Raw genomic sequence first — 24934 nt, forward strand, 5'->3', positions numbered from 1 at the left:
AAAATGGTTTAATAAGAAAGGTGATTAATATGTCAGTTTTACCAGAAAATTTTATGTGGGGAGGCGCTGTTGCAGCCAATCAGTGTGAAGGTGCCTGGGAGGAAGATGGTAAGGGTATTTCTATTTCTGATGTCTGCACTGGTGGATCTCACAAACAGTCAAAAAGAATTACCAGAGAAATTGAAGAAGATACTTTTTATCCGTCACATGAGGCTATAGATTTTTATCACCGCTATCAAGAAGACATTGCTTTAATGGCAGAAATGGGCTTTGATGTTTTTCGTTTTTCCATTGCCTGGACCAGAATCTTTCCGACCGGAATGGAAGAGGAGCCAAATGAAGCCGGTCTGGAATTTTATGATCAGGTAATTGATGAATGTTTAAAACATGATATTGAACCTTTAATAACAATTTCTCATTATGAGATGCCTTTTGCTCTAACTGAAAAATATAATGGCTGGGCCTCCAGAGAATTAATCGACTTATATGTTAAATATGCTAAAACCTTATTTAAAAGATATAAAGGAAAGGTTAAGTACTGGTTGACCTTTAATGAAATCAATGCAGGAACAATGCCGATGGGAGGATTTTTATCACTGGGAATTTTAAATGAAGAAACAACCGATTTTACAGATCAGGTAGATGATCCGCAGCTGAGATTTCAGGGCTTACACTATCAGTTTGTCGCCAGTGCTCTGGCAGTAAAGGCAGGTCATGAGATTGACCCCGATTATCAGATCGGAAGTATGAACATCCAGGCAACTTTTTATCCCAGAACCTGTAATCCTGATGATATTATTGAAACGCAAAAGCAAGATCAGGTAGTTAATTATTTCTGTGGTGATGTGCAGGTTAAGGGGGAATATCCCTTCTATATAGACCGTTACTTTGACGAAAATGATATTGAAATTGAGATAAAAGATAGAGATTTAGAGATTTTAAAGGAAGGAACAGTAGATTATTATACTTTCAGTTATTATATGTCCAACTGTGTGACTGCCGATTCTGACAAAGATCAGAGCAGTGGTAATATAATTGGTGGAGTAGAAAACCCCTATCTTGATTCCAGTGATTGGGGCTGGCAGATTGATCCCAAAGGTCTAAGATATACACTAAATTATCTCTATGACCGCTACCAGATTCCATTAATGGTGGTAGAAAACGGACTGGGAGCCAAAGATGAGGTAGGAGAAGACGGCAGCATCAATGATGATTACCGAATTGATTATCTGCGCCGCCATATTGAACAGATGAAAGAAGCAGTTAAAGATGGTGTGGATTTACAGGCTTACACTCCCTGGGGTTGTATTGATCTTGTCAGTGCTTCAACCGGTGAGATGAGAAAACGTTATGGTTTTATATATGTAGATAAACATGATGATGGTTCAGGTACCTTAGAGAGAAAACCAAAGCAGAGTTTTTACTGGTATCAGAATGTTATTGAATCAAATGGAGAAAAATTAAGAATAGAAGATAAGTAATTTGATTTAAAAAATATTAGATTTGACTTAACGTATTTTATTTCAGGAGGGATGAAATGATTCATAATGAATTAAAGGATTTTCCGGAAAATTTTCTCTGGGGAGCTTCCACTTCAGCTTATCAGGTTGAGGGAGCTTGGAATGAAGATGGTAAAGGACTATCAGTGATGGATGTTGGTAATCACCCGGATGATGTAACAGATTTTAAAGTTTGCAGTGACCACTATCATCACTATAAAGAAGATATAGCCTTAATGGCAGAAATGGGTTTTAAAACTTATAGATTTTCAATAGCTTGGACCAGAATTATTCCAGAAGGAACTGGTGATGTTAATCAAAAAGGGATAGATTTCTATAATAATTTGATTGATGAACTATTAAAACATGATATTGAGCCTCTAGTTACAATGTATCATTTTGATTTACCACTTGCTTTACAGAAAAAAGGCGGTTGGGAAAACAGAGGAACAGTTGATGCCTTTGTGAATTATGCTGAAGTCTTATTTAATGAGTATGGTGATCGGGTTAAATATTGGTTGACAATTAATGAACAGAATATGATGATACTTCATGGAAATGCTTTAGGGCTGTTAGAAGGTGATCCGGAAAATGTAAAAAAAGGTTTATATCAATCCAATCACCATATGCTAGTAGCTCAATCTAAAGTTTTTGATCTTTGTCATCAGAAAGTTGAAGATGGAAAGATCGGTCCTGCTCCAAATATTTCAACTGTATATCCTGCATCTTCTAAACCGGAAGATATACTGGCAGCCAATAATTATTCTGCTATTAGAAATTGGCTTTATTTAGATGCTGCTATTTTTGGAAGATATAATGCAACTGCCTGGAGCTTTATGGAAGAAAAGGGCATAACTCCAGAAATTAAAGAAGGAGATATGGAAATTTTGAAGTCTGGGAATCCTGATTTTATTGCTTTTAATTATTATACAAGTGCCTCAGTAGAAGGAGATTTTGAAAATCAGGATAAAGCAAGTAACTTTAATGGAGATCAGCAGGTTGTGGATAATGAGGCTGGATTATACAGACGTTATCAGAATGAGTATCTTGAAAAAACAGAGTTTGGCTGGGAAATTGATCCTGTTGGATTTAGAACAACTTTAAGAGAAATATACAGCAGATATAATTTACCCTTAATTGTTACAGAAAATGGCCTAGGAGCTTATGATAAATTGGAAGAAGAGGATACAGTTAATGATGATTATAGAATTAAATATTTAAGAAAACATATTAAACAGGCACAACTTGCAATTAGTGATGGAGTTGAATTGTTTGGCTTCTGTCCCTGGTCAGCAATAGATTTAGTTAGTACTCATCAGGGAATTAATAAACGTTATGGTTTCATTTATGTTAATCGTGATGAATTTGATTTAAAAGATATGCGTAGAATAAGAAAAAAGAGTTTTTATTGGTATAAAGATGTTATCAAAAGCAATGGAAAGAAATTATAAATTAGAAATCTGGAGATTGGACTAAATATGCTAAGTTATATAAAATATATTTAAGGAAATCTCCTGCTTGAAAAATTGAGTGATAGTGTATTTAAAGATGATAAATCAAAGGTGGAAAATTTTTATCAGGTAGCTTTAATGAAAAAGGTGGGCTTTCTATTGAAGCAGTAATTATTGTAAATTTTTTTATTTCCCAAAAAAAAGATAAATTAAATACTAAAAAATAGCAAAAGCTATTGTAGATAAACAAAAATATTTTTTTGATAAAGGTCTAAAACATATTTATATTATGACTATGAAGGAAATACCTCAAAAGCTCGGAATGCACGAATCCACCGTTAGTAGGGCAACCACAGCTAAATATAAAAAAAAGATTGGTCTCAATAATTCTAGAAATAGAAAAGCATAAAATTTATAATTCAGAATATAAGGGAGCATAAATGCTTTGATTTTAAAAAATATATTTAATAATTATAAAAATGATATGATAAGCGGGCTGACAACTGCTACAATTGCTCTACCCCAAAACATGGCCTATGCTTTGATCCTTGGCATAAATCCAATTTATGGAATTTATGCCTCCATTTTTTCGATGCTTACTGCCTCTATTTTTAATTTCTCATCATATGTGATTGTCGGACCAACGAATATGATGGCCGTTGCTCTGTTTAGTAGTTTAAGTAATTTCCAGGGTGAAAATTATCTGCAGACTATATTTTTAACTACATTTTTAATCGGACTCTTTCAATTTTTACTCGTCAGTTTTAATTTAAGCGAATTAATCAAATATGTATCCCATCCAGTAATTGTTGCTCTTTCCCATGGAGCTGCTGTTTTAATTCTTTTTTCCCAGATCGAAAATTTTACCGGAGTCAACGTTTCAGGCTCAAATGTCATCACCAAAGGCTGGCGGTTTATTAAAAATTTAGAACAGATTAATTTTATTAATCTCGGAGTTGGATTTTTAACTCTAATTTTAATCTACCTAATTCCACAAATCAAAAAAGAGCTGCCTGAATATCTGCTGACAGTTATTATTATGACAATCTTTACGGCAGTAAGTGGGCTTAACAGTTCAATTTCTTTAGTTGGAGAAATTCCAAAAAGAATTATTGATTTTAATTTAATTAACTTTGACTGGCATCTAGTCGGTCAGCTTTATAGCAAGGCTTTTTCAATAGCTCTTTTAGGACTGATCCAGACAATGGCTGTCCTCCAGGCAATTTCTTTAAAAACTGATGAGGAACCTGATTTTGACCGAGAATTTAGAAGCCAGGGAATCAGCAATATGGTTATTTCATTTTTTAGTGCCTTTGCTATTTCAGCTTCTTTTTCCAACACCTTTGCTAACTTAAGCGCTGGCGCCAGACACAGAATCTCTCAGTTTTTCTGTGCCCTTTCGATTATAATTTTTATTTTGTTTTTTAGACCACTTTTAGCCTACATTCCAGTAGCTGTGCTGGCTGGTCTGGTTATCGCTGCTGCAGCGGGAATTGCGGATTTTAAAGAAGTTATTAAAAATATGAAAACCACCAAAGGAGATGCTTTAATTTTCTGGTCAACTTTTACCGCCACAATTGTACTGCCCAACCTTGACCAGGCAATCTATTTTGGAGTTATGGTCTCACTGGTTGTTGTTTTACAGATTTCTAAAAAAGCAGATATCGAAATGCTCTATTATGATAAAAAAGAAGGAGATCAGGGATATCATCTCCACCATGCTCATCATGAGGAAGCAGATGAATCTGAGATTTCTGCTAAACAGGCAAGAGTAGTCGACCTCAAAGGAGCTGTTCATTTTAGTGCTGCTGATGATTTAAAAGATCAGCTGGAAGAATTTTTTGCTAAAGACACAGATTTTATTATTCGTTTTCGCAATGTAAGGAGAATTGACATCACAATCATTGGAGTTTTAGAAGAATTTATTGATCAGGTTCAGGCCAGTGGTGGTGAGGTAATGCTTACCGGAGTCAATGAAAAGATTCTTAAGATGTTTAGGAAGATTGGTCTGGCTGATAAAGTTGGCGAAAATAATATTTATTTGCCAGAGACTGAATATTTTGCAGCCACCAATAAAGCTTTAAATTATTCTAATAATTAAAAGAATAAATATATGTAGTTAAATAATGAAAGACAATTATGGGAGTTTGATTTTTATGAAAGTGAAAAAACAACATTTCAATCTAATGGCTTTTCCAGCAGGTCCGGTCTGCAACTTAGACTGTGAATACTGCTATTACCTAAAAAAGACAGAACTTTATCCGGAAAAAAGCGATTTTCAGATGTCAGAAGGAACTTTGGAGGAATATATCAAACAATATATAGAAGCTCAGGCCGGTCCGGTAGTTAATTTTGGTTGGCAGGGAGGAGAACCTACCTTAAGAGGGCTAGATTTCTTCAAAAAAGCAGTTGAGTTACAAAAGAAATATGCTCCAGATAGTTGGAAAATAGAAAACTCAATCCAGACCAATGCAGTTTTAATAGATGACCAGTGGGCTGAGTTTTTAAAAGAGAACAACTTTTTAGTTGGAGTAAGTCTTGATGGCCCAGCAGAGCTGCATAATAGATACAGAAAAGATAAAGAGAGTAAGGGCACTCATCAAAAAGTAATGGCAGGAATTGAAAAGCTGAAAGAATATGAAGTGGTATATAATATTTTAGCAGTAGTAAATGATCTGAACACTAAAAACCCGAAAGAAGTTTATCAATTTTTTAAAGAAATTGGAACTGATTTTATTCAGTTTATCCCTATTGTTGAGCAGGATCAGGATGGAAATATAATATCTCGTTCGGTGGGCTCAAAAGAATATGGTAAATTTTTAATAGGAGTTTTCAATGAATGGATTGATGATCTGGGAGATATTTATGTCCAGATATTTGAAGAAGCTTTATCAGCCTGGGCTGGTTTTGGAGCTAACTTATGTGTTTTTAGTGAGGAATGTGGCAAAGGACCAGTAATGGAGTATAATGGAGATCTATATGCCTGTGATCATTTTGTTGAGTCAGAATTCAAACTTGGTAATATTAATGATAAAAGTATTTTAGAGATGATGAATTCTGAACAACAAAAGCAATTTGGAAAAGCAAAAAAGAAAAAGTTAAATAAAAAGTGCTTGGAATGTGAGTACTTATTTTTCTGTAATGGAGGTTGTCCTAAAAACAGAATAGTTGATACAGGTGATGATTATAAGCTGAATTATCTCTGTGAGGGTTATAAGTTGTTTTTTAACTATGTTAATCCTTTTATGAAAAAGTTAGCTCAGATGGTCAAGCAGAGAAAATCACCATCAGTAATGAAAAAAGAAATGCAGAATCTATATCAGGAAAAATGGAATGCAGGCAGAAATGATCCCTGTCCCTGTGGAAGTGGGAAGAAGTATAAGAAGTGCTGTTTGTAAAGAAATGATGCAAATAACAAAAAATCTGAATAATCACTTGACAAATGGAAAAAAAGTGGTGGCATGACAAAATGATTTATCAGGTTTATCTTAAAAGCTTTAATGACAGCAATAGAGATGGAATCGGTGATGTTCCTGGTATAATAGAAAAGTTTGATTATTTAAATAAGCTGGGAATTGATATTATCTGGCTCAGTCCGGTATACAGTTCCCCCATGAAGGATAACGGCTATGATATAGATGATTATTATTCAATTGGTGATGAGTTTGGAACAACGGCTGAGATGGAAAAATTAATCGCTGAAGCAAAAAAGAGAGACTGGTATATCTGGAAAGATCCGAAAGAAAATAGTAATCCCCCAACAAACTGGCGCTCTGTTTTTGGCGGCTCTGCCGGGAGCTATGATCAGCAGACTGGTCAGTATTATCTTCATACTTTTGCTGAAGAACAGCCGGATTTAAACTGGGAGAATAAAGAGCTAAGACAGGAATTACACAAAATGGTTAACTGGTGGCTGGATAGAGGTCTGGCAGGCTTTAGAGTCGATGCAATTAGTTTTATTAAAAAGAATGAGTACAAAGATTTAAAGCCTGATGAAGATGATGGTCTGGCTTAAAGTTAATCCCAATTATAAAGAAGTTAATGTCGAAAAAGTACTGGCTGATCCTGATTCGTTATTTTATTTTTATCAGAAGTTGATCAAACTGCGCCAGGAAAGCATTTATGCAGAAACTCTAATAGATGGAAGCTATCAGCAACTGCTAGAGGAAAATCAGGATTCAATGGCCTATTTTAGAATCGGATCTGAGAAAAAAGTACTGGTTATTGCCAATTTTAGAAGTGAAAAAATTAATTTAGAACTGAATTATCAAATAAGAAAGTTAATTTTAAGCAATTATACTGACGGCGAAGGAAGGTTAAAAGCAGCTCAAGGTAAGATTAATTATATATTTAGACCTTTTGAGACCCTGGTTCTGGAAGTTGAATAAAGTTAAGTACTCTTTTTATCTTAAAATATTGGTCAAAAGTCATTTTTCTTTTAACTTTCATTTACCCTGGCGATAATATATAATAAAAGTAAGCAAAAAGAAAAAGGAGGCTGCTTAATATGGCCAGGATACCATATGGAGTCAGTAGTTTTTCGCGTCTGCAAAAAGATAATTATATCTATATTGATAAAACAAAATATATTGAGACATTAGAAAGTTATGGTGAACCATATATATTTTTCTTAAGACCGAGAAGATTTGGCAAGACACTTTTTCTATCAACCCTGGAGAATTACTATGATATTCAGGAAAAAGAAAATTTTGATCGGCTTTTTGGAGACTTATATATTGGCCAGAACACGACCGAGCTTGCCAATAACTATTATATACTTAAATTTGATTTTTCTGGTGTTACTACCAATTCAAAGTCTGAGATGAAGAGACTATTTGCTCAAAAAGTTAAAAAAGGCATTAAATCATTTGTTGATAAATATGATTTTGATATAAATATTTCCGAGTCTGAAGAAGCAGCCGGCATAATTCATGATTTTAATATGGAAATTGCTAACAAAATTAGGCATCAGGAAAGAAAAATTTATTTATTAATAGATGAGTATGATCATTTTGCCAATGATATTTTAGGAAAAGATCCAGATGAGTTCCAGGAAATTGTTGGTCAAACGGGATCTATTAGAATATTTTTTGAAGCTATAAAAGAAGCAACAGCCGATGGTATTATATCCCGAATTTTTGTTACCGGTGTCAGTCCAATTACTTTAGATAGTATGACCAGTGGTTTTAACATAGCTAAAAATAAGACTATGGACAGCAATTTAAATACAATGATGGGCTTTACTGAAAAAGAAGCTCGCTATTTAATAAAAGAAACTATGCCTGGCTATGATTTTGATTCAATGCTTCAGAGATTAAAAGAATACTATGATGGCTATTTATTTACACATCGAGCTAATGAGCGAGTTTTTAATACAGATATGCTTTTATATTATGTCAGTGAATATTTAATTGACAATACTGAGCCTTCAGAGCTGATTGACAGCAATATTTCCAGTGATTATTCCAAACTGCAGAATCTTTTCAGTCTTAAAGATAGAAAACAGAATTATGAAATCTTAGAAGACATTCTGGCCGGGAATGATCAGAGGGGTAAGGTAACAGTAGAATTTAATCTGCAGCGGAGATTTAGCAAAAAGGATTTTTTGTCTTTATTATTTTACCTTGGATTTTTAACCATTGCTCGGGAAGAAGACGGCTTTATCTATTTTAGAGTTCCCAATTATGCGGTTAAGGAAATCTATTTTGATTATTTCAATTCCATAATCAGCGAAGAAACTTTATTTGATTCCCTGGAAATTGAGGCGTCAGTCGTAGAAATCCTAAAAAATGGAGATATCAAGCCGTTTATTGAGAAAGTCGAAGCTACTCTGGCTGCACTTTCTAACAGGGATTATATTAAATTTGATGAAAAATATATTAAGATTTTAATTTTTTCTTATCTAAATCTGACCCAACTTTCGATAGTCAAAAGTGAGTATGAGGTAGAAGAAGGATATCTGGATTTAGCTTTGTTGAGAAGAAATAAGAAAAAAGGTAATTTTGATGCCCTAATAGAGCTTAAATATATCAAAGCTGCTGATTACAGAGAAAAAGGAGAAGCTTTAGTTGAACAAAAATTAAACGAGGCTTCGGAACAGTTGGAACGTTACGGCAGAGCAGCAGAATTTAAAGATAGAAAAGATCTAAAAAAATGGGCGCTGGTCTTTACCGGTACGGATGCAGCTGCAGTAAAAGTAATTAAATAAAATTTAAGCCTTCTTAACTTATTTTAAAGTTAAAGAAGGCTTTTTATTATCTTAAAGCACATTATTCGCAAAATATTCAACTGCCTGAATCACAGCCATTTTCTTAACTTTATCATTTTTAATTTTTTCTGATTTATAAAGTCCCAGTGCACAGTAGAGGCCGGTATAGTAATGTGGATTCCAGTGTGGATTATAATATTCAGCAAACAGTTGATGCAGATGACTGACAGTTTCTTTATAATTCTCAGCAAGATTATAGAAGAGAAAATCCAGTTCCTTCTGATAACTTTTCAGAGAAAAATTATCTTTAAACTGCTGATAATTTTCTGCGATTTGAGTTTTTTCTTGATTGTTTTCAGCAAGTTCCAGTCGTTTTTGCTCAATTTTTTTACTGCCAAAGTAATTTTCTAGAATACTGTAGGGTGGAAGCTGCTGATAAAATGAGCTGTCTTCCAGCATAAAGAAGGTATAATTGGTTATCATATGGTGCAGATTAACTATGCCGCTGCCGGAGGTGGCTTTTAGCCCTAATTCCTCTAACTCTTCCTGAGAAGGTTTTTGGCGTTTTTGCTGATCAGAATTATATTTACCCTGGTAGCTGTAGCGGCAGAGATACATTATATAACTTAAAACACCGGTTGCTGAAACATCTTTGTGATGATTAACTAAATCTCTCATAACTGGGAAAAAACAGCTTACACTGTGGCCCAGACTATCCGGAATTCTTTCCATACCAAGGTTTATAAGATATTCTTTTAGCTGCTCAGGTTGATGTTCCAGAATTCCAAGCGCATAATAAAATGCATTATGGGAGTTTCCATTATTTATTTCCTCGCCCAGTTTACTATAAGTCCTCTGGTTAACTTCTTTTTCCTTATAACCGTTGCTGTCTGCTTCAAGATTAATAAAATGTCTTTCGGATAATCCAAGTAGCACAACCCTGGCAATCTCCAGTTCTGCTTCTCTGGAAAAATATTTCTTCTGTGAAAGTTCCCTCAGAAAAAGACTCATTTTAACAAAATGAAAAGATCCATAACGCAGGCTGCATTCCATCAGCATTAACGGCAATAAATCTTCAATCAGTGAGGCCAGAAAAAAACTGTTATCAGTTTCTAACTCTTTGAGATATTTTTCAAATTCTTCCTGTTGATGATTAACTACTGCTTTTTTGAGTTGAGACTTCATCATTTATTCCCCCTTAAAATCATTTCCTCTTTTTTAATTTTATCACATTTCAGATCAAGATTAAATTCTAACTAATTTTTACAGTCTAAAACCACTCCTATTGTGTTATTCTAGATTTTAAAACTAGCTGCCTTCATATTTTCTTCTAACCACCCGATTAATCAGTTAAGAAAATTATTTATGAAAGCTAATAATTTTACATTTAATTAATCTTTTTGTAACTTAAGCTTCATAATTATAGTTTATAATACAGATGAGAAGTGAAAAGTTAAGCATTCAGCTGTGAGTAATTCCTCTTTTAGTAAAAAAAGACTTTAAAAAGTCATTACATATATCTGCAATAAAATATTAAGGAGGAGATTAATTAAATGAAGTTTACAAAAAGATTAGTTTTATTTACTTCGGTGTTGATGATCGGACTAATTTTATCTACGGCTGTTATTGCTTTTGCAGATGATGGGGCAAAATACGTATTTATGTTTATTGGTGATGGAATGGCTAACTCTCAAATTAGTGCTGCTGAGGCTTTTATGTCTGCCAGGAAAGGTGAAATTGGACAGAACAGACTTAATTTCACCACTTTTCCGGCTCAGGGAATGCAGACAACCTATGCAGCAGATAGATTTTGCGGCTGCAGCGACATCGATGTCTTCAGGAATTAAGACAAATATTGGATATGTGGGAGTAAATTCAGAAAGTAAAGCTGTTAAGACTATTGCGGAATTGGCTAAAGAAAATGGGAAAAAGGTAGGAATAGTTTCTTCTGTTACTATTGATCATGCTACCCCGGCCTCTTATTATGCCCATATTCCAGATCGAGGCGAATATTATAAAATTGGTCAGCAGATGGCAGATTCTGGTTTTGATTATATAGCCGGTGGTAAACCTAGAGTTGATAAAACTCCAGAGGGACAATTAACTATTCCGGAGCTGATGATGGAAAAAGGTTGGCTAACTATCAATGCAGATAAAGATCCAGCTCAATTCTTAAGTTTAAAAAAAGGAGAATCAAAGCCAGTTTTTGCATATCAAGCCGGTTTTGCGAGTGGAGCTTTTGAATATGAGATAGATCGCCAGGAAGATGATTTAGACTTAGCGGACTTTACCCGTAAAGGTATTGAAGTTCTGGATAATGCCAATGGATTTTTTATGATGGTAGAAGGTGGGAAAATTGATTGGGCTGGTCATGCTAATGATGCTGTGACTAATATATATGATACGATAGCTTTTGATAAAGCAATTTTGGAGGCAGTTAAATTTTATAATCAGCATCCAGATGAGACTTTAATTGTTGTAACTGGAGACCACGAGTGTGGTGGACTTACTTTAGGCTGGTCGGGAACAGGTTATGATTCGGCATTTGAAATATTTTCAGGCCAAACTGTATCCTTTGAGTGGTTTGATCATAATGTACTTAAGCCTTATAAAAATACAGTAGACCAGGCAACAGCAGATATTGCTGATCTTGAAACTGAAATAGAAAAGTATTTTGGCTTGTCTAACTTTAGTGAACGAGAACAGGAACTATTAGAAAGAGCATTTGTCAGAACTATAGAAGAGGAAAAAGAAAGATCAGACGACGAAGAATCATATATTCTTTATGGCGGTTATGAGCCATTGACTGTTACTTTAACCCATATTTTAAATAATCGAGCAGGATTAAGCTGGACAAGTTATAGTCATACAGGTGTTCCGGCACCAATCTATGCTCAGGGCAAAAACCATGAACTTTTTAATGGTTATTATGATAATATTGATATTTATCATAAATTAGTTCAGGCAGCCAATCTAATAAATTAATTAAATTAGAGAAAAAATATAATTTAGAATGTTTTTTTAGTATCCCGTATTTTATTAATACGGGATACTTATTATTTTAATCAGAATGGGGGAATTGTTATGAAATTTAGTTGGAATGATTTTAAAAAATCACATTATCTAGAAACTGGCGATTTAATATTAGTACTTTTGGTTATAATATCAATAGTTTTATTACTTTTTCTGCCCCTAAAACAATTAATATTAGGAGCTTCAGCTGACACCCCTAAAATAGCAGCTGCCGATAATACTGTACGGGTAAAAGCAAGTGTTATAGCTGTGGATAATTCTAATTTACATCAATCTGGAATTGTTAAGACAGGAGAACAATATTTTAAAGCAAAAATCGAAACAGGATCTTATGAAGGAGAAAATATAAAGGTTGTAAATTATCTATCTGGTGCAATGCAGTTGGACACTGTTTTTGAGAGTGGAGATCAAGCTTTAATAACACTTAGAAAAGATGAAAATGATAGAATTTCTAGTGCTACAGCGGTTGATCATTATCGAATAGAAATAGAATTAATACTGCTTTTAATTTTTGCCTTATTACTAATTATATTTGCTGGACTTACCGGTTTAAAAGCTGCACTTTCTTTTGTTTTTACAGGTGTTGTGGTCTGGAGAGTTTTACTGCCTGCATTTTTAGGTGGCTGGAATCCTGTAATAATTGCTTTTATTATAGTAAGTGTGATAACTTTTGTGATCATATTTTTAATTGGAGGAATATCGCTAAGAGGAATAGTTGCTTATCTGGGTTCAATGTCAGGAGTAGCGTTAACTGCTTTTTTTGCTCTTTATTTTGGTAAATTAATGAAAATTGAAGGAAGTGTTAAAGAATTTTCTGAAACCTTACTCTATTCAGGTTATGAACATCTGGAACTGACTTCAATATTTCTAGCAGGTATTTTTATTGCCAGTTCTGGAGCAGTAATGGATATTGCAATGGATATAGCTGCTTCAATGGCTGAGATTAAGTTGAATAGACCAACAATAAAAATCTGGCCGCATATCAAATCAGGTTTTAATATCGGTAGAGCTGTAATTGGAACTATGACTACTACTCTGTTACTTGCGTACTCTGGAAGCTATACAACACTTTTGTTGGTATTAATGGCTCAGGGGACACCAACTATGAATATAATGAACTTAAGATATGTCTCAGCTGAATTTTTAAATACTGTAGTTGGAAGTTTTGGTTTAGTACTTGTTGCACCAATAACAGCAGTAATTGGAGGTTTAATATATTCAAACTGGCATCCACCTGAACATAAATAATTCTCTGAATTTTTTATTCTATCTTAAATCTCAAAATCTTATCATCATTCTCGCGTGGACGACCTCTGCCATCTCGATTATTAGTTAGAAAGTAAAGATAACCATCCGGGCCAACCACAGCAGTTCTAATCCTGCCGTAAATAGAACCATTGGCATCACGGAATAGATGTTCTATTTTATCAACTTCAAAATTATCATTATCTCTGCTAATTCCAATTCTAACTAGAGACTCACTGCCTAAAGTTCCGACATATAAATCTCCGTGATAAAAAGTCATTCCAGAAGGTGGCACAGTGTTTTCCCACATAATGAGTGGATTGGCATATTCTCCATCTTCAAAATAACCAATTTTGTCCGGCCAGCCAAAATTGCTTCCTGCTTCAACAACTTTGATTCGATCCTTTGCTCTTAAACCTTCTTCACCGGAAGGGCCATGGTCAGAAATAAAGAGATCTTCTGTTTCTGAATGCCAGTCAATTCCCTGGGGATTGCGGTGACCCAAACTGTAGACAGGGGAGTTTCCAAATGGATTATCATCCGGAATATTTCCTGCAGCTGTCAGGCGCAGAATTTTTCCTCCCAGATTGTCTAAATCCTGAGCGATTTCACGGGTAAAGGTTTCTCCAGTTGTAATATAGAGCATTTCATCGGGTCCAAAAGCAATGCGGCCTCCATTATGGTTGTTTCCTGCTGGAATCTGATCGATGATAATTTCTTCTTCAACTGCCTGATCACCCTGATCAGTAAATCTGGAAACTCTGTTATATAGTTCACCGTTACTGCTGGTGTAGGTATACATCAGATAAATATATGGGGTTTCCGGAAAATCGGGGTGATGTGCCATTCCCATTAAACCGCCCTCTCCCCGAGAATCAATGTCTAAGTCCAGGTAACTTTGATCCTGCAGTGAGCCGTCTTCAACCAGCAGAACTCTGCCATCTCTTTCGGTAATTAAGGCTCGATTACTTTCCGGCAGAAAAACTAGTTCCCAGGGAACATCAAGATTTTCCAGCCAGCTTTCAACTTTAATAGCTTCTGGTTGCCGAACGAATTCCGTTTCTACATTTTGTGGAAATTCTCCAACTCTAATTTGAGCCTGTACTGACACTGATAAAGTGAGAATTAGAATTATGATTATAAAAAACACTTTCTTTTTCATATCTATTACCTCCAGGTTTTTGTGATTTATCAATACAAAATTTCTTCTACTTATAATTATATTGTTTATAGGAGTTAATTTCTAAAAAGCGTTTAACATTTTCAGGAGATTATTTACAGACTGTTAATTTCTAATTTACACTATCGTAATAATAGGGTGATATGATTTATTTAAGAAAATATAAGGAGGTGAGATAAATGAAACCAGTTAAAATTGGGGATATTTGTAGAGAAAATAGAGGAGTGACAGTGCCAATTTCAGTCCGAACTAAAAATCTGGTGGATATTTTTAATCTGAAAAATATTCAAAGTATAGTAGTTCTAGAGGCTGAAAAGGCAGCCGGTCTGGTTATGAGAGATAAGCTTTTTTATCGCCTGGGCAGCAGATTTGGCTATAATCTTTATATGCAGAAAAATGTAAAAGCAGTTATGGATAGTAAGCCGCTGATTATAGATTTTGATGAGTCAGTTCTTAAAGTGTCAAAAATAGCGATGAGGCGTTCACAGGAAAAAATTTATGATTCAATTATAATTACTAAAAACAATAAATACTACGGCATTATGTCGATTAAAGACTTATTAATAGAAGTTTCAGAATTAAAGATTAAAACTGCCAGAAATGCTAATCCTTTAACTGGTTTGCCGGGTAACTTAACCATTGAGTCCGAAATTAAAGAAAAGATAAAAATTGGAGAAAAGTTTTCTGTTCTTTATCTGGATCTTGATAATTTTAAAGCCTATAATGACAGCTATGGTTATCATAAAGGAGATGAGGTTATTAATTACACTGCGGAAGTACTTAATAACTGTGCTCAAAAAATGATGACAGATACATTTGTTGGACATATTGGCGGAGATGATTTTGTAATTATCACTGCTGCTGTAGATGATGAATATCTGGCAGAGTTGATTATAGAGAAATTTGACAGAGGAATTATTAATTTTTTTAAAAACAAGGATTTACTAAGGGGATATATAGTTTGTCTTGATCGGCAGCATCAGATAGTTAATACTCCTCTGACTTCAATTTCAATTGCGATAGTTTCGAATAGTGATGGAAAGTTAGAAAATCATCTAGAAATTAGTGACCGGGCTGCAGAATTAAAGAAAAAAGCAAAAGAAATGTCGGGGAGTAATTTTATTAAAGACAGGAGGATGGAAAAGACAAATGGAGAGTTTGAGTTATGCTAAAAACATAAATTTTGATTACAGTTATTCCAGTCTCTTGAAAAAGATGATTAAGGAAGCTGATTATAATACATATTTGCACAGCCAGCGTTTAAAAATACCCGCTTTGTTACTGGGAGAAGAACTAGAGCTTGAAAAAGACGAGCTGGAGGATCTGATGCTGCTGGCTGAGCTTCATGACCTGGGAAAAATAGTTATTTCTAATGATATTTTATTCAATGATGGTCCTTTAAATGAAAGTGAGTGGCAGCAGATCAAAGAACATCCGGTCACAGGTTTTCAAATTGCCTACACTTCTTTAGATATGGTCGATATAGCGGAAGGAATACTAACTCATCATGAGTGGTGGGATGGGAGTGGTTATCCTCTGGCTTTAAAAGGAGAAGATATACCTCTGGCAGCCAGGATAATTGCCGTGGTTGACGCCTATGATGTAATGAAATATGGACGAAGTTACAAAAAGGCAATGAGTGATCAGGAAATTATCGAAGAGTTAACAGTAAGTTCCGGGATTCAGTTTGATCCACTTTTAGTAAAAATATTTATTGACATAAATTTCAGCTGATTAGGTTTTAAATGCAGTACATAGCAGTTATTTTAAATCAAGTGGCAGTTTCTTTTTTTGTGAGACTGTCTTTTTTTATTGACAAACTAACAATCGTTAGTTATAATTAAAGTATGATAGATGATAGGTATAAATTAATAATTAGCTAAGATTTTAAACTGGAGGTGAAGAAGTGGTTTCTACTAGAGAAAAAATATTAAATGAGGCATTAGAATTATTTGCAGAAAATGGCTACCATGGAACTTCAATGCGGGAGATAGCTAAAGCAGTTGGAATTAAGGGCAGCTCAATTTATAATCATTTCAGCGGCAAAGAGGAAATTTTTTCAGACCTCTTTAATTATCTAGCACCCCTGAATTTGGAATCAGCAGAATTTCAGGCTAAATTTATGGCAGCAGATGTTGATCCACTTGGACTCCTCAATTATTTTGGCAGCATTGTAATTAAAGAGATGCAGAATCAAAAGAAGGTCAAACTTTTAAAGATGATGCTTAAAGAAAATAATAATCCAATAGTTAAAAAAAGACTGCAGAGTAGAATGGAGACAAACATTAAGAGAATCTCTGCTTTTTTTGTCCACCTGCAGGAAGAAGGAAAAATTAAAAGCTATTTAGACCCAGAATTTACAGCGGAAGAATTTGTCGGGAATTTAATTTATTACAGATTGCGCTTTCTACTTTTTGAACTGGATAGTTTTGAGGAGTTAAAAACTGCTACCCAAAGGCATATCAGCTTTTTCTGGGAAAATATTAAGGCCAATTAAGAAGGAGGCAAAAAAAATGCTTAAAAAAATTACTATTTTCTTATTTATATTATTCTTTTTAATATCACAATTCAGTCTGGCTCAGGAATTAGATGGAGATCAGGTTTTAGAAAAGGTAGAAGCTTCCAGGCAGGCTAACAGTCATCAGATGAAGATGGAAATGGAATTATACAGCAGTTCTGGTGATATGAGAAGCAGAGAACTTAATAATTATCGACTTGAAGGAGAAGTTGAGAGATCTCTAATGCAGTTTACTGAACCTGCTGATATCAGCGGCACCGCCTTTTTGCTTCTGGATGATCAGTCTAATAATCAGGAAGATATGTATCTATATTTACCGGCACTGGGTTCAGTCCGGAAAATTTCGGGAAGCCAGAAAAATGGTGATTTTGTGGGCTCAGATTTAACTTATAATGATCTCAGCATTTTTAGTGGAGCTAATTTTAGAGATAATTATCAGGCAGAAATCACATCAGAAACTGAAGAAACAATTGAACTGCATCTGGAAATTACTGATCCGGATATTGACTACAGCTATGGTAAAATGTGGGTCAGAAAAGATCTCTGGCTGGCAGAGAAAATAGATTATTATGATCAGCAGGAAGAGTTATTAAAGATTATTACTCTAAGCAGCTTTGATGAAATTGATGGTAACCGTCTGGCCCGCCGAATAGAGGTAGAAAATGTTCAAAGGGGAAGCAGAACAATTCTAAAACTTTTAGAAGTAGATTTTGATCCAGACCTCGACCCTAATATTTTTACAACTCGTTATCTCCAGCGCCAGTAAGTTAATTAGTCTGTAGAATTTAGAGGAGGTAAGCAATAATGAAAAATATTATTCCAAAAAACAAACTAAATAATTTGCTTTCTATTCCAGTTTTGACTTTAATTTTAAGCCTTATCCTTACATTTAATCTGAGTGCAGCTTCCTCCAGCGGAGAATTGAGCACTTCTGTAATTTATGAACAGGAAGCGGAACGGTGGCAGGATCAGAGCCTGCTGGAATTGGACTTTCAGCAGGATTTGAGTGCGAATTTAAACTATTATTTAGAAGGCGCTTTAACTTTAGAAAGCTATTATCAGCAGGACCAAAAAGAAAGGGAAATTGATTTTGAATTTAAAGAAGCCTATTTAAATTATTATACAGACAGGGTTGACTGGAGGCTGGGAAGACAGAACTTTAGCTGGGGAAGTTCCTATAATATTAATCCACTTAATTATTTTAATCCAATTGATCAGGGTGCAATTGACCCTTTTGAAAGCAGGGAGTCAGTTGATGGGATCAGAGCCGACTATTATCCTAATTTTAATTGGCAGCTGACAGGAGTTTTAACTCAGCATGCAGAAATTGATGAGCTCCAATCTGCAGTCCAGCTGATCCGCAGACGTTGGCAGGGTTATGATTTTGCTGCTTCTGTTTTCAGCGGCAATAGTCTGCAGTCGGTTCCAGCGGGAAGAAATTTTTATCCGGAAGTTAATAAAATTGGATTTGATTTTAAGGGAGATTTCAGCAGTAAAAATATAGGGCTTTTTTCCGAGGTTGTCTACAGTGATTATCAGGATTCCAGGCTGGAAAATACAAATGAAATAATCATCGGTCTGGATTATAAATTTGAGAATAATCTTTATCTTCTGGGTCAGTATTATTATCAGCAGCTGCCTCCTGTCCAGGCGAAAGCAAATCAGCTGCTAATTTTGAGGGCCGAAAAACCTTTTGGATATTTTCATAACTGGGAGCTTAATTTGATCTCTGACCTCAAAAAAGGAATGTCTGTAGTCAGACCCAGCCTTATCTTTTCTTTAAATGAAGGCCTTGATTTAGAAACTGGAGCGGTTCTTAAGCTTAACCAGAAAAAGGAAAGCAGTTTAAATCAGTTAAGTCAGGAACTTCTTTATCTTTCTTTAAGTAAATACTTTTAGCACAGGAGCTGATCTGAATGCTGCAAAAAACAATAGAAAAAATTTCTTCTCTGGCAGTTAAACATCCGCTTCCAGTAATTTTGATTTTTATTGTAATTACACTTTTTTCACTATATAATTTACAGGTGATAGAGGTAGATACAGCAATTAAAAGTCAGATTCCGGAGTCGATGCCTTCTAGAACTAAAATAGAAGAGATTGAAAATATTTTTGGTGGTACAGAAATGGTTATGCTGACAGTAGAGGCAGAAGATGTGCTGGAGGCTGAACTGCTGAGAAAATTACGCTTTATTTCTGACGAGTTAGAAAAACTGGCCGAAGTTGATAAGGTAAACAGTCCCTTTACAGTAAATATTATTGAGGGTAGAGAAGATGAACTGCTGATAGAAAGTGCTGTCAACACTATTCCCGCAGATGAAACTGAAAAAGAAAGTTTGCGGGAGCGGCTTGCAGAAAGTGAACTGGTAATGGGGTCGGTTTTTTCCCGAAACTTTAAGGCGGTCAATATTGCTGTGATTCTGGCTGAAGACTTTGATGATGCAGAAATTAAGCAAAAAATCAATGCTATTCTGGCAGAGGCAGACGAAGAGTTTTCAGCTGAAGAAAGTATATTAAAGTCTGGTCTGCCAATCATAAGAGCCTTAAATGCAGAAATTATGCAGCACGATATGAGGCTTTTAATGCCGCTGGGATTAGTTATTATGTTAATTTTTCTTTTTTTCTGTTTCAAACAGCTGCGCGGTGTTATTTTACCATTTACAGTTGTTGTAATGTCAATAATTTTTTCTTTATCTCTGCTTCCTCTCCTGGGCTGGAAGTTTCAGCTGATGACGGTTATTTTACCGGTAATTTTAATTGCTGTGACCAATGATTATGGAATCCATATCATTGCAGCTTATCAGGAGCTGGCAGTTGAGCAGAAAAATTCAGTTCAGCTGAGCAGAAATTCTGTTTTAAAGCTGGGAGCTCCTGTAATTGCTGCAGGAATTACAACTGTTGTTGGTCTGCTCTCCCTTTCCAGTCATATTATTGTCCCGGCTCGAGAACTGGGAGTGCTGGCAGGTGCCGGAATTACTTTTGCGCTTTTAGCCAGTCTTTTATTTATTCCCGCGATTTTATCTCTGCTGAAAGTTAAGACTCCCCTGAAAAAATATAAGTCCGGTGCTGAAAATAATCAAGGAATTAGCAGAAAAGGAATTATAGACCGGATATTGTTTAAAATCGCAGATCTAGTTGGTAGAAAAGCTAAAACGATTCTGATTTTTAGTGGTTTAATTATTCTGGCACTTGCTGCTGGAATGCTGAGGCTGCAGGTTGACACTAATCCAATTAACTTTTATGAAGAAGAATCTGAGATTGTGCGGGCAACAGAGATAGTTAATCAGAATTTTGGTGGAGCAAATACTATTTCTGTAGTTGCCAGAGGTAATATTACTCAGTCTAAAATGATGCAGAAAATCAGTGATTTTGAGCTGGCAATTGAAGAATTTGAGAATGTAGGAGAAGTAAATGCAGTTTCCACAATTATCAGGACTATGAATAGAGAACTCCATAACGGCCAGCAAGAATTTGAAAGAATTCCAGAAGCCGACTCTGCTTTATCTCAGTATTTACTTCTTTTTTCGATGTCAGGTGACCTTGATAAAATAATTGATTTTAGGGAAGAAAACGCTCTGATAACAGTCCGCATAAAAACTAACAGCACTGATCAAATCAGGGGAGTGTTAGATAAAATTGAAAATGAAGCCCAAAATTACGAAAAGAATACCTTTCCTCTGATAGGTGGATTTGGGGATCTGCTGTCTGAACTGGTGAATGCTGTTGTCCGGGGTCAGGTGGTCAGTCTTTTTCTTTCAATAATTCTGGTTGCAGCTGTAGTTATGCTGTTATTTAAATCTTTTACAGCTGGTTTTTATGCTGCAGTTCCGCTGGTAACAGCTTTAGTTTCATTGTTTTCGCTGATGGGCTTTTTAAATATTAAACTCGATATGATTACCACTATGCTTTCTTCGATAATGATCGGGGTCGGAGTTGATTATACAATTCACTTTCTCTGGCGCTACCGGGAGGAAAGAAGAAATCTAGATCAAGAAGAAGCACTTCTCGAAACTCTTACAACTTCAGGCCGGGGAATCACTTTTAACGCTCTTTCGGTAATAGTTGGATTTTCGGTACTTTTTGTTTCTGGATTTTTACCGGTTAAATTCTTTGCTTTTCTAGTAACAGTATCTATTGCTACCTGTTTAATTGGGGCTTTGCTGATACTTCCAGCTTTAGTTCTAGTTTTTGAGCCTGAATTTTTGGAATAAATTCACAGGTACCAGGTACCTAAAACGATTTCTGGTACCTGGTACCTAAAAACAAAAAAAGGAATGATAAAATGAAAATAGAGAGAATTAAAATTTTTATAACTTTAGTTGATTTGGAAAGTTACTCACTAACAGCCGAAAAGTTTGAATTGAGCCAACCAGCAGTAAGTATGCAGATTAAGTCCCTTGAAGAATTTTTTGACACAGAATTATTTTATAAGGAAAATAGTCAGATAAAACTTAGTCCTGCTGGGAAAATTGTATATCAGGAAGGCAAAAAGATTGTTAAAAGATGGGAGTATTTAAAACAGAGGGTTGAAGGCAAAAAAAATATACAGACAAAGAATCTAAAAATAGCTTCCAGCACTATTCCTTCTGTATATTTATTACCAGATATAATTTCAGCCTTAAATAATAATATTGAAGTTTTAAAAACAGAAGTTTCAGTTGGTGACAGCAGATCGATGATTAATTTATTGGAAAATAGTGAGGTTGATTTGATAGTAGTTGGATATAAACCTCAAAATAATAAATTTAAATCAGTTGAGCTTTGTAGTGACAATTTGAGTTTGATAGCACCATTAAATCATTCTTTAAATAATAAAGAAAAAATATTTTTAGCTGATCTTCAAAATCAAAACTTTTTGCTAAGGGAGGAAGGATCTGGAACTAGAAAGGCTACCATTTCAGCATTTAAAGAAGCTGATTTAAAATTAGATGATTTTAATGTTATAAGTCAGCTGGGAAGTACCGAGGCAATAATTTCTGGTGTTGAATCCGGACTGGGAATTTCTTTTATTTCAGAAATAGCAGCTAAAAAAGCTGCTATTTGTAGAGGAGTTACTGAAATAAAAGTTGCAGACGCTGCATATGAGCGTAAATTTTATTTATCCTATAATAAAAACCGTCATGATGATTTTTTAATAAATTCTTTTATTGAAGCTGCTAAAAATATTTTATAAAATATTTTTTAGAACATCTAAAGTAAATTCTATTTCCGGAAGAGTATTAAAATAGCCAATGCTGAAGCGCAGACTTCCTTCTGGATAGGTACCTAATGTTTTATGAGCAAAAGGTGCACAGTGTAGCCCGGATCTTGTCATAATATTATATTTATCATCTAATTCAAAACTTAATTGACCTAAATCTTTTGCGCCGCCTGTTATAGAAAATGTTGGTATTTGTTCTCTAAGGTTACCAGGGCCAATTATTTTTATTTCAGCTATTTTATTTAGACCTTCTAAAAAGACTTTCCCTAACTGATGTTCATGTTCTCTTATTTTTTTAATACCTATTTTTTTAATAAACTCTATGCCTGCTTTTAGACCGCTTATTCCCATAGTATTCATTGTTCCACTTTCAAATTTATCTGGTAGAAAGTCTGGCTGTTCTTCTTGATCAGACTTGCTGCCAGTTCCCCCTTCAATTAAGGGTTCCATCTCTGCAGCCATTTTTTTGCTCACTGCAAAACCACCAGTGCCGGTAGGTCCCATTAGTGCCTTATGACCCGTAAATGCCAGAAAATCTACTTTTAATCTTTTAAAGTTAATATCATAAATTCCGGCAGTCTGGGCAGTGTCGATCATAAAATAAATATTATTTTTACTTGCAACTTCTCCGACTTCCTTAACAGGCATAAGGGCACCGCTTACATTTGAAGCATGTGTTAAGATGATTAGTTTAGTATTTTTATTAATAGCTGCTTCAACTTTTTCTGGATCTAACCTTCCTTTTTCATCACATTTTATGTAATCAACATTAATAATTCCTTTTTTTTCAAGGCTATTTAAAGGTCTTAAAACAGAATTATGTTCCATAGTTGAAGTTATGACATGATCTCTTTTTTTTAAAATACCTTTAATTCCAATATTTAAGGCATAGGTTATATTGTGTGTAAAGATAATTTGTTTTAAATCATCAATATTAAAAAGGTCAGCTATTGTCTTTCGTGCTTCAATAATCAACCGTCCTGCTTGAAGAGAGTCCTCATAACCACCGCGCCCAGGGCTGCAGCCAATATTTTCATAATAGTTTAGTATTGCTTTTTTAACTGTCTCCGGTTTATTTCTGCTTGTAGCTGCATTATCAAGATATATTTTTCCCATAAATATGTTCCCTCCTTTTGTTATATTAGCTTCAAATTTAAATTGTGATACGAAATTTATTGATTTCATTATAGACTTAATTAAATGATTAATCAAGAAATATAATAAAAAATTATAAATATTATAAAAATGCTTTATATATAAAATAATTTGTGCTATAATAATTGTGAAATAAAGAATAATCATGATTATATTTTGACTCAGACTATAATGATCTATATTAATAGATTGGATATTTAATTAGTTTCTGGGTGAATTTAAATTATAATCAAAAATATTTAAGTAAAATAGATTTAAATTTTATAAATTGAAATGATTATAATATTAGAATTGAAATTTGGAGGTAAAAATGAATAATAAATCGTTAGCACTTACTATGGCCGCTTTAGGAATTGTAGTTAATCTTGTTTTAGGTACAACAGTAGCAATGCTCAAAATCCCTTTGCTTTTTCTTGATACAGTAGGAACTATTTTTGTAGCAGCAGTACTGGGACCTGTTTATGGAGCAATGGCCGGAGGATTAACTAATTTGATTCAGGGCATGATCACAAATCCAGCTAATATCCCCTTTGCTCTAGTTAATATTGTAATTGGAATTGTAGTTGGACTTATTGCTAGACGTTATGGTTTTGATTATTGGATTGCCTTGCTAACTGGATTGATCCTGGCTATTGTAGCACCCTTAATTGGAACTCCAATTGTAGTCTGGTTATTTGGGGGAGTAACCGGAGGTGGAATTGACTTTGTTTTTGCCTGGTTGTTGAATTCTACTCAGAATATTTTTGAAGCTGCTTTTATTTCCCGAATCACCGGGAATCTGGTAGATAAAGTTGCCAGTTGTTTATTTGTAGCTTTTGTAATCAGGCGTTTATCAGCTAAGATTAGGAGCCGTTTCGGGGCTCCAAAAAAAGTTTATGCGGGTGACAATTAATGGAAAGAAGCAAAAAACTTGTTTTGGTTGCACATTGTCTTCTAAACAGCAATTCTAAAGTAGCTGGTCTTGTTAAAAAACAGGAAGAAATCCAGAAAATATTATCTTTATTGTTAGAGAAAAAATTCGGAATTATTCAGCTCCCCTGTCCTGAATTGACTTTATATGGAATTAAGCGTTGGGGACATGTAAAAGAACAGTTTGATACCCCCTATTATAGGAGACACTGTCGAGAAATTTTTCAGCCATATTTAGATCAGATAATTGATTATCGGGCAGTTGGTTATGAAATTAAAGCTTTAATTGGTATTGACGGCAGTCCGAGCTGTGGGGTTAATAAAACCTGCTCTGCCTGCTGGCAAGGTGAGGTAGCTGATCTTAAACCGGATGAACTGATGAGTTTGAAAATAATTAATGAAGCTGGGATATTTATTGAAGTAATAAAAAAAATCTTGAAAGCAAAAGAGATTGAAATTCCATTAATTGCAGTTGATGAAGAAAATCCGTTTTTAGCCAGAGAAAAAATTGAACAGTTGTAATGAAGGATAAGGAAAAA

The 24934-nt window shown here is 34.6% G+C and carries 21 protein-coding genes and 2 pseudogenes; 20 read left to right on the forward strand and 3 right to left on the reverse strand.

All coding sequences use genetic code 11. From position 1 onward, the window contains the following. The first annotated feature begins 29 nt into the window (after positions 1-29). From C7958_RS01805 to C7958_RS01840, 8 genes and pseudogenes are all read left to right on the forward strand, one after another. On the forward strand, positions 30-1481 hold the full coding sequence (locus C7958_RS01805; protein ID WP_111570962.1) for a glycoside hydrolase family 1 protein: 1452 nt from the start codon (positions 30-32) through the stop codon (positions 1479-1481). A 56-nt stretch (positions 1482-1537) separates the two neighbouring features. Further along, positions 1538-2950 (forward strand): glycoside hydrolase family 1 protein, encoded by a 1413-nt coding sequence (locus C7958_RS01810; RefSeq protein WP_111570963.1) that lies wholly within the window; start codon positions 1538-1540, stop codon positions 2948-2950. A gap of 223 nt (positions 2951-3173) precedes the next feature. After that, positions 3174-3359, forward strand: coding sequence for an RNA polymerase factor sigma-54 (locus C7958_RS16045; protein WP_111570964.1), 186 nt, complete (start codon positions 3174-3176; stop codon positions 3357-3359). Between the two features lie 36 nt (positions 3360-3395). After that, a complete protein-coding gene (locus C7958_RS01820) occupies positions 3396-5051 on the forward strand; it encodes a SulP family inorganic anion transporter (RefSeq protein ID WP_243834215.1) in 1656 nt (551 codons plus the stop codon). A gap of 55 nt (positions 5052-5106) precedes the next feature. After that, positions 5107-6348: an anaerobic sulfatase maturase gene (locus tag C7958_RS01825; RefSeq protein WP_111570965.1), complete on the forward strand. Its 1242-nt coding sequence runs from the start codon at positions 5107-5109 to the stop codon at positions 6346-6348. 44 nt (positions 6349-6392) lie between these two features. Continuing rightward, positions 6393-6962, forward strand: a pseudogene (locus tag C7958_RS15855) (alpha-amylase family glycosyl hydrolase); the annotation flags it as partial. Then, positions 6952-7338, forward strand: coding sequence for an alpha-amylase family glycosyl hydrolase (locus C7958_RS16195; protein ID WP_446189079.1), 387 nt, complete (start codon positions 6952-6954; stop codon positions 7336-7338). The pseudogene C7958_RS15855 and the gene C7958_RS16195, both read left to right, overlap by 11 nt. 119 nt (positions 7339-7457) lie before the next feature. Further along, the gene (locus C7958_RS01840) at positions 7458-9158 is read left to right on the forward strand and encodes an AAA family ATPase (protein WP_111570968.1); all 1701 of its coding nucleotides are present in this window, start codon (positions 7458-7460) and stop codon (positions 9156-9158) included. A gap of 51 nt (positions 9159-9209) precedes the next feature. Here C7958_RS01840 and C7958_RS01845 read toward each other — a convergent pair whose 3' ends face one another. Beyond that, positions 9210-10346: a hypothetical protein gene (locus C7958_RS01845; RefSeq protein ID WP_243834217.1), complete on the reverse strand. Its 1137-nt coding sequence runs from the start codon at positions 10344-10346 to the stop codon at positions 9210-9212. A gap of 491 nt (positions 10347-10837) precedes the next feature. On the opposite strand from C7958_RS01845, the pseudogene C7958_RS16055 reads away from it, so the two are divergent. The 3 genes and pseudogenes from C7958_RS16055 to C7958_RS01860 all read left to right on the forward strand — a co-directional run. After that, positions 10838-11123, forward strand: a pseudogene (locus C7958_RS16055) (alkaline phosphatase); the annotation flags it as partial. 156 nt (positions 11124-11279) lie between these two features. Next, entirely contained in the window at positions 11280-12143 is an 864-nt protein-coding gene (locus C7958_RS01855) for an alkaline phosphatase (RefSeq protein ID WP_347877259.1), read from the forward strand. Between the two features lie 99 nt (positions 12144-12242). Further along, positions 12243-13439, forward strand: coding sequence for a YibE/F family protein (locus C7958_RS01860; protein WP_111570972.1), 1197 nt, complete (start codon positions 12243-12245; stop codon positions 13437-13439). Between the two features lie 13 nt (positions 13440-13452). Here the strand turns inward: C7958_RS01860 and C7958_RS01865 are convergent, their stop codons facing one another. Further along, positions 13453-14598 (reverse strand): PQQ-dependent sugar dehydrogenase, encoded by a 1146-nt coding sequence (locus C7958_RS01865; protein ID WP_111570973.1) that lies wholly within the window; start codon positions 14596-14598, stop codon positions 13453-13455. A gap of 197 nt (positions 14599-14795) precedes the next feature. Between C7958_RS01865 and C7958_RS01870 the strand changes: the two genes are divergently transcribed. From C7958_RS01870 to C7958_RS01900, 7 genes are all read left to right on the forward strand, one after another. After that, complete coding sequence (locus tag C7958_RS01870; RefSeq protein ID WP_111570974.1) at positions 14796-15788, forward strand: GGDEF domain-containing protein; 993 nt, start codon at positions 14796-14798, stop codon at positions 15786-15788. Next, a complete protein-coding gene (locus C7958_RS01875; protein WP_111570975.1) occupies positions 15766-16350 on the forward strand; it encodes an HD-GYP domain-containing protein in 585 nt (194 codons plus the stop codon). Before C7958_RS01870 ends, C7958_RS01875 begins: the two co-directional genes overlap by 23 nt. A 172-nt stretch (positions 16351-16522) precedes the next feature. Continuing rightward, positions 16523-17113: a TetR/AcrR family transcriptional regulator gene (locus C7958_RS01880; RefSeq protein ID WP_111570976.1), complete on the forward strand. Its 591-nt coding sequence runs from the start codon at positions 16523-16525 to the stop codon at positions 17111-17113. Positions 17114-17129: 16 nt separating this feature from the next. Further along, positions 17130-17900, forward strand: a complete 771-nt coding sequence (locus C7958_RS01885; protein WP_111570977.1) for an outer membrane lipoprotein-sorting protein — start codon at positions 17130-17132, stop codon at positions 17898-17900. 38 nt (positions 17901-17938) lie between these two features. Continuing rightward, complete coding sequence (locus C7958_RS01890; RefSeq protein WP_111570978.1) at positions 17939-19033, forward strand: DUF1302 family protein; 1095 nt, start codon at positions 17939-17941, stop codon at positions 19031-19033. Positions 19034-19050: 17 nt separating this feature from the next. After that, positions 19051-21342, forward strand: a complete 2292-nt coding sequence (locus C7958_RS01895; protein WP_111570979.1) for an efflux RND transporter permease subunit — start codon at positions 19051-19053, stop codon at positions 21340-21342. A gap of 71 nt (positions 21343-21413) precedes the next feature. Then, complete coding sequence (locus tag C7958_RS01900) at positions 21414-22304, forward strand: selenium metabolism-associated LysR family transcriptional regulator (RefSeq protein WP_111570980.1); 891 nt, start codon at positions 21414-21416, stop codon at positions 22302-22304. On the opposite strand, the gene C7958_RS01905 is transcribed toward C7958_RS01900, so the two are convergent. After that, positions 22299-23447 carry an aminotransferase class V-fold PLP-dependent enzyme gene (locus C7958_RS01905; RefSeq protein ID WP_111570981.1) on the reverse strand — a complete coding sequence of 383 codons (1149 nt, stop codon included), beginning with the start codon at positions 23445-23447 and terminating at the stop codon, positions 22299-22301. The two genes, C7958_RS01900 and C7958_RS01905, sit on opposite strands and share 6 nt — an antisense overlap. A gap of 349 nt (positions 23448-23796) precedes the next feature. On the opposite strand from C7958_RS01905, the gene C7958_RS01910 reads away from it, so the two are divergent. Beyond that, positions 23797-24378 (forward strand): CD3073 family putative ECF transporter S component, encoded by a 582-nt coding sequence (locus C7958_RS01910; protein WP_111570982.1) that lies wholly within the window; start codon positions 23797-23799, stop codon positions 24376-24378. After that, the gene (locus C7958_RS01915) at positions 24378-24917 is read left to right on the forward strand and encodes a CD3072 family TudS-related putative desulfidase (protein WP_111570983.1); all 540 of its coding nucleotides are present in this window, start codon (positions 24378-24380) and stop codon (positions 24915-24917) included. The genes C7958_RS01910 and C7958_RS01915 overlap by 1 nt, the downstream gene beginning before the upstream one ends. Positions 24918-24934 lie beyond the last annotated feature (17 nt).

This window comes from Halanaerobium saccharolyticum (assembly GCF_003259895.1).
Lineage (GTDB): Bacteria > Bacillota > Halanaerobiia > Halanaerobiales > Halanaerobiaceae > Halanaerobium > Halanaerobium saccharolyticum_A.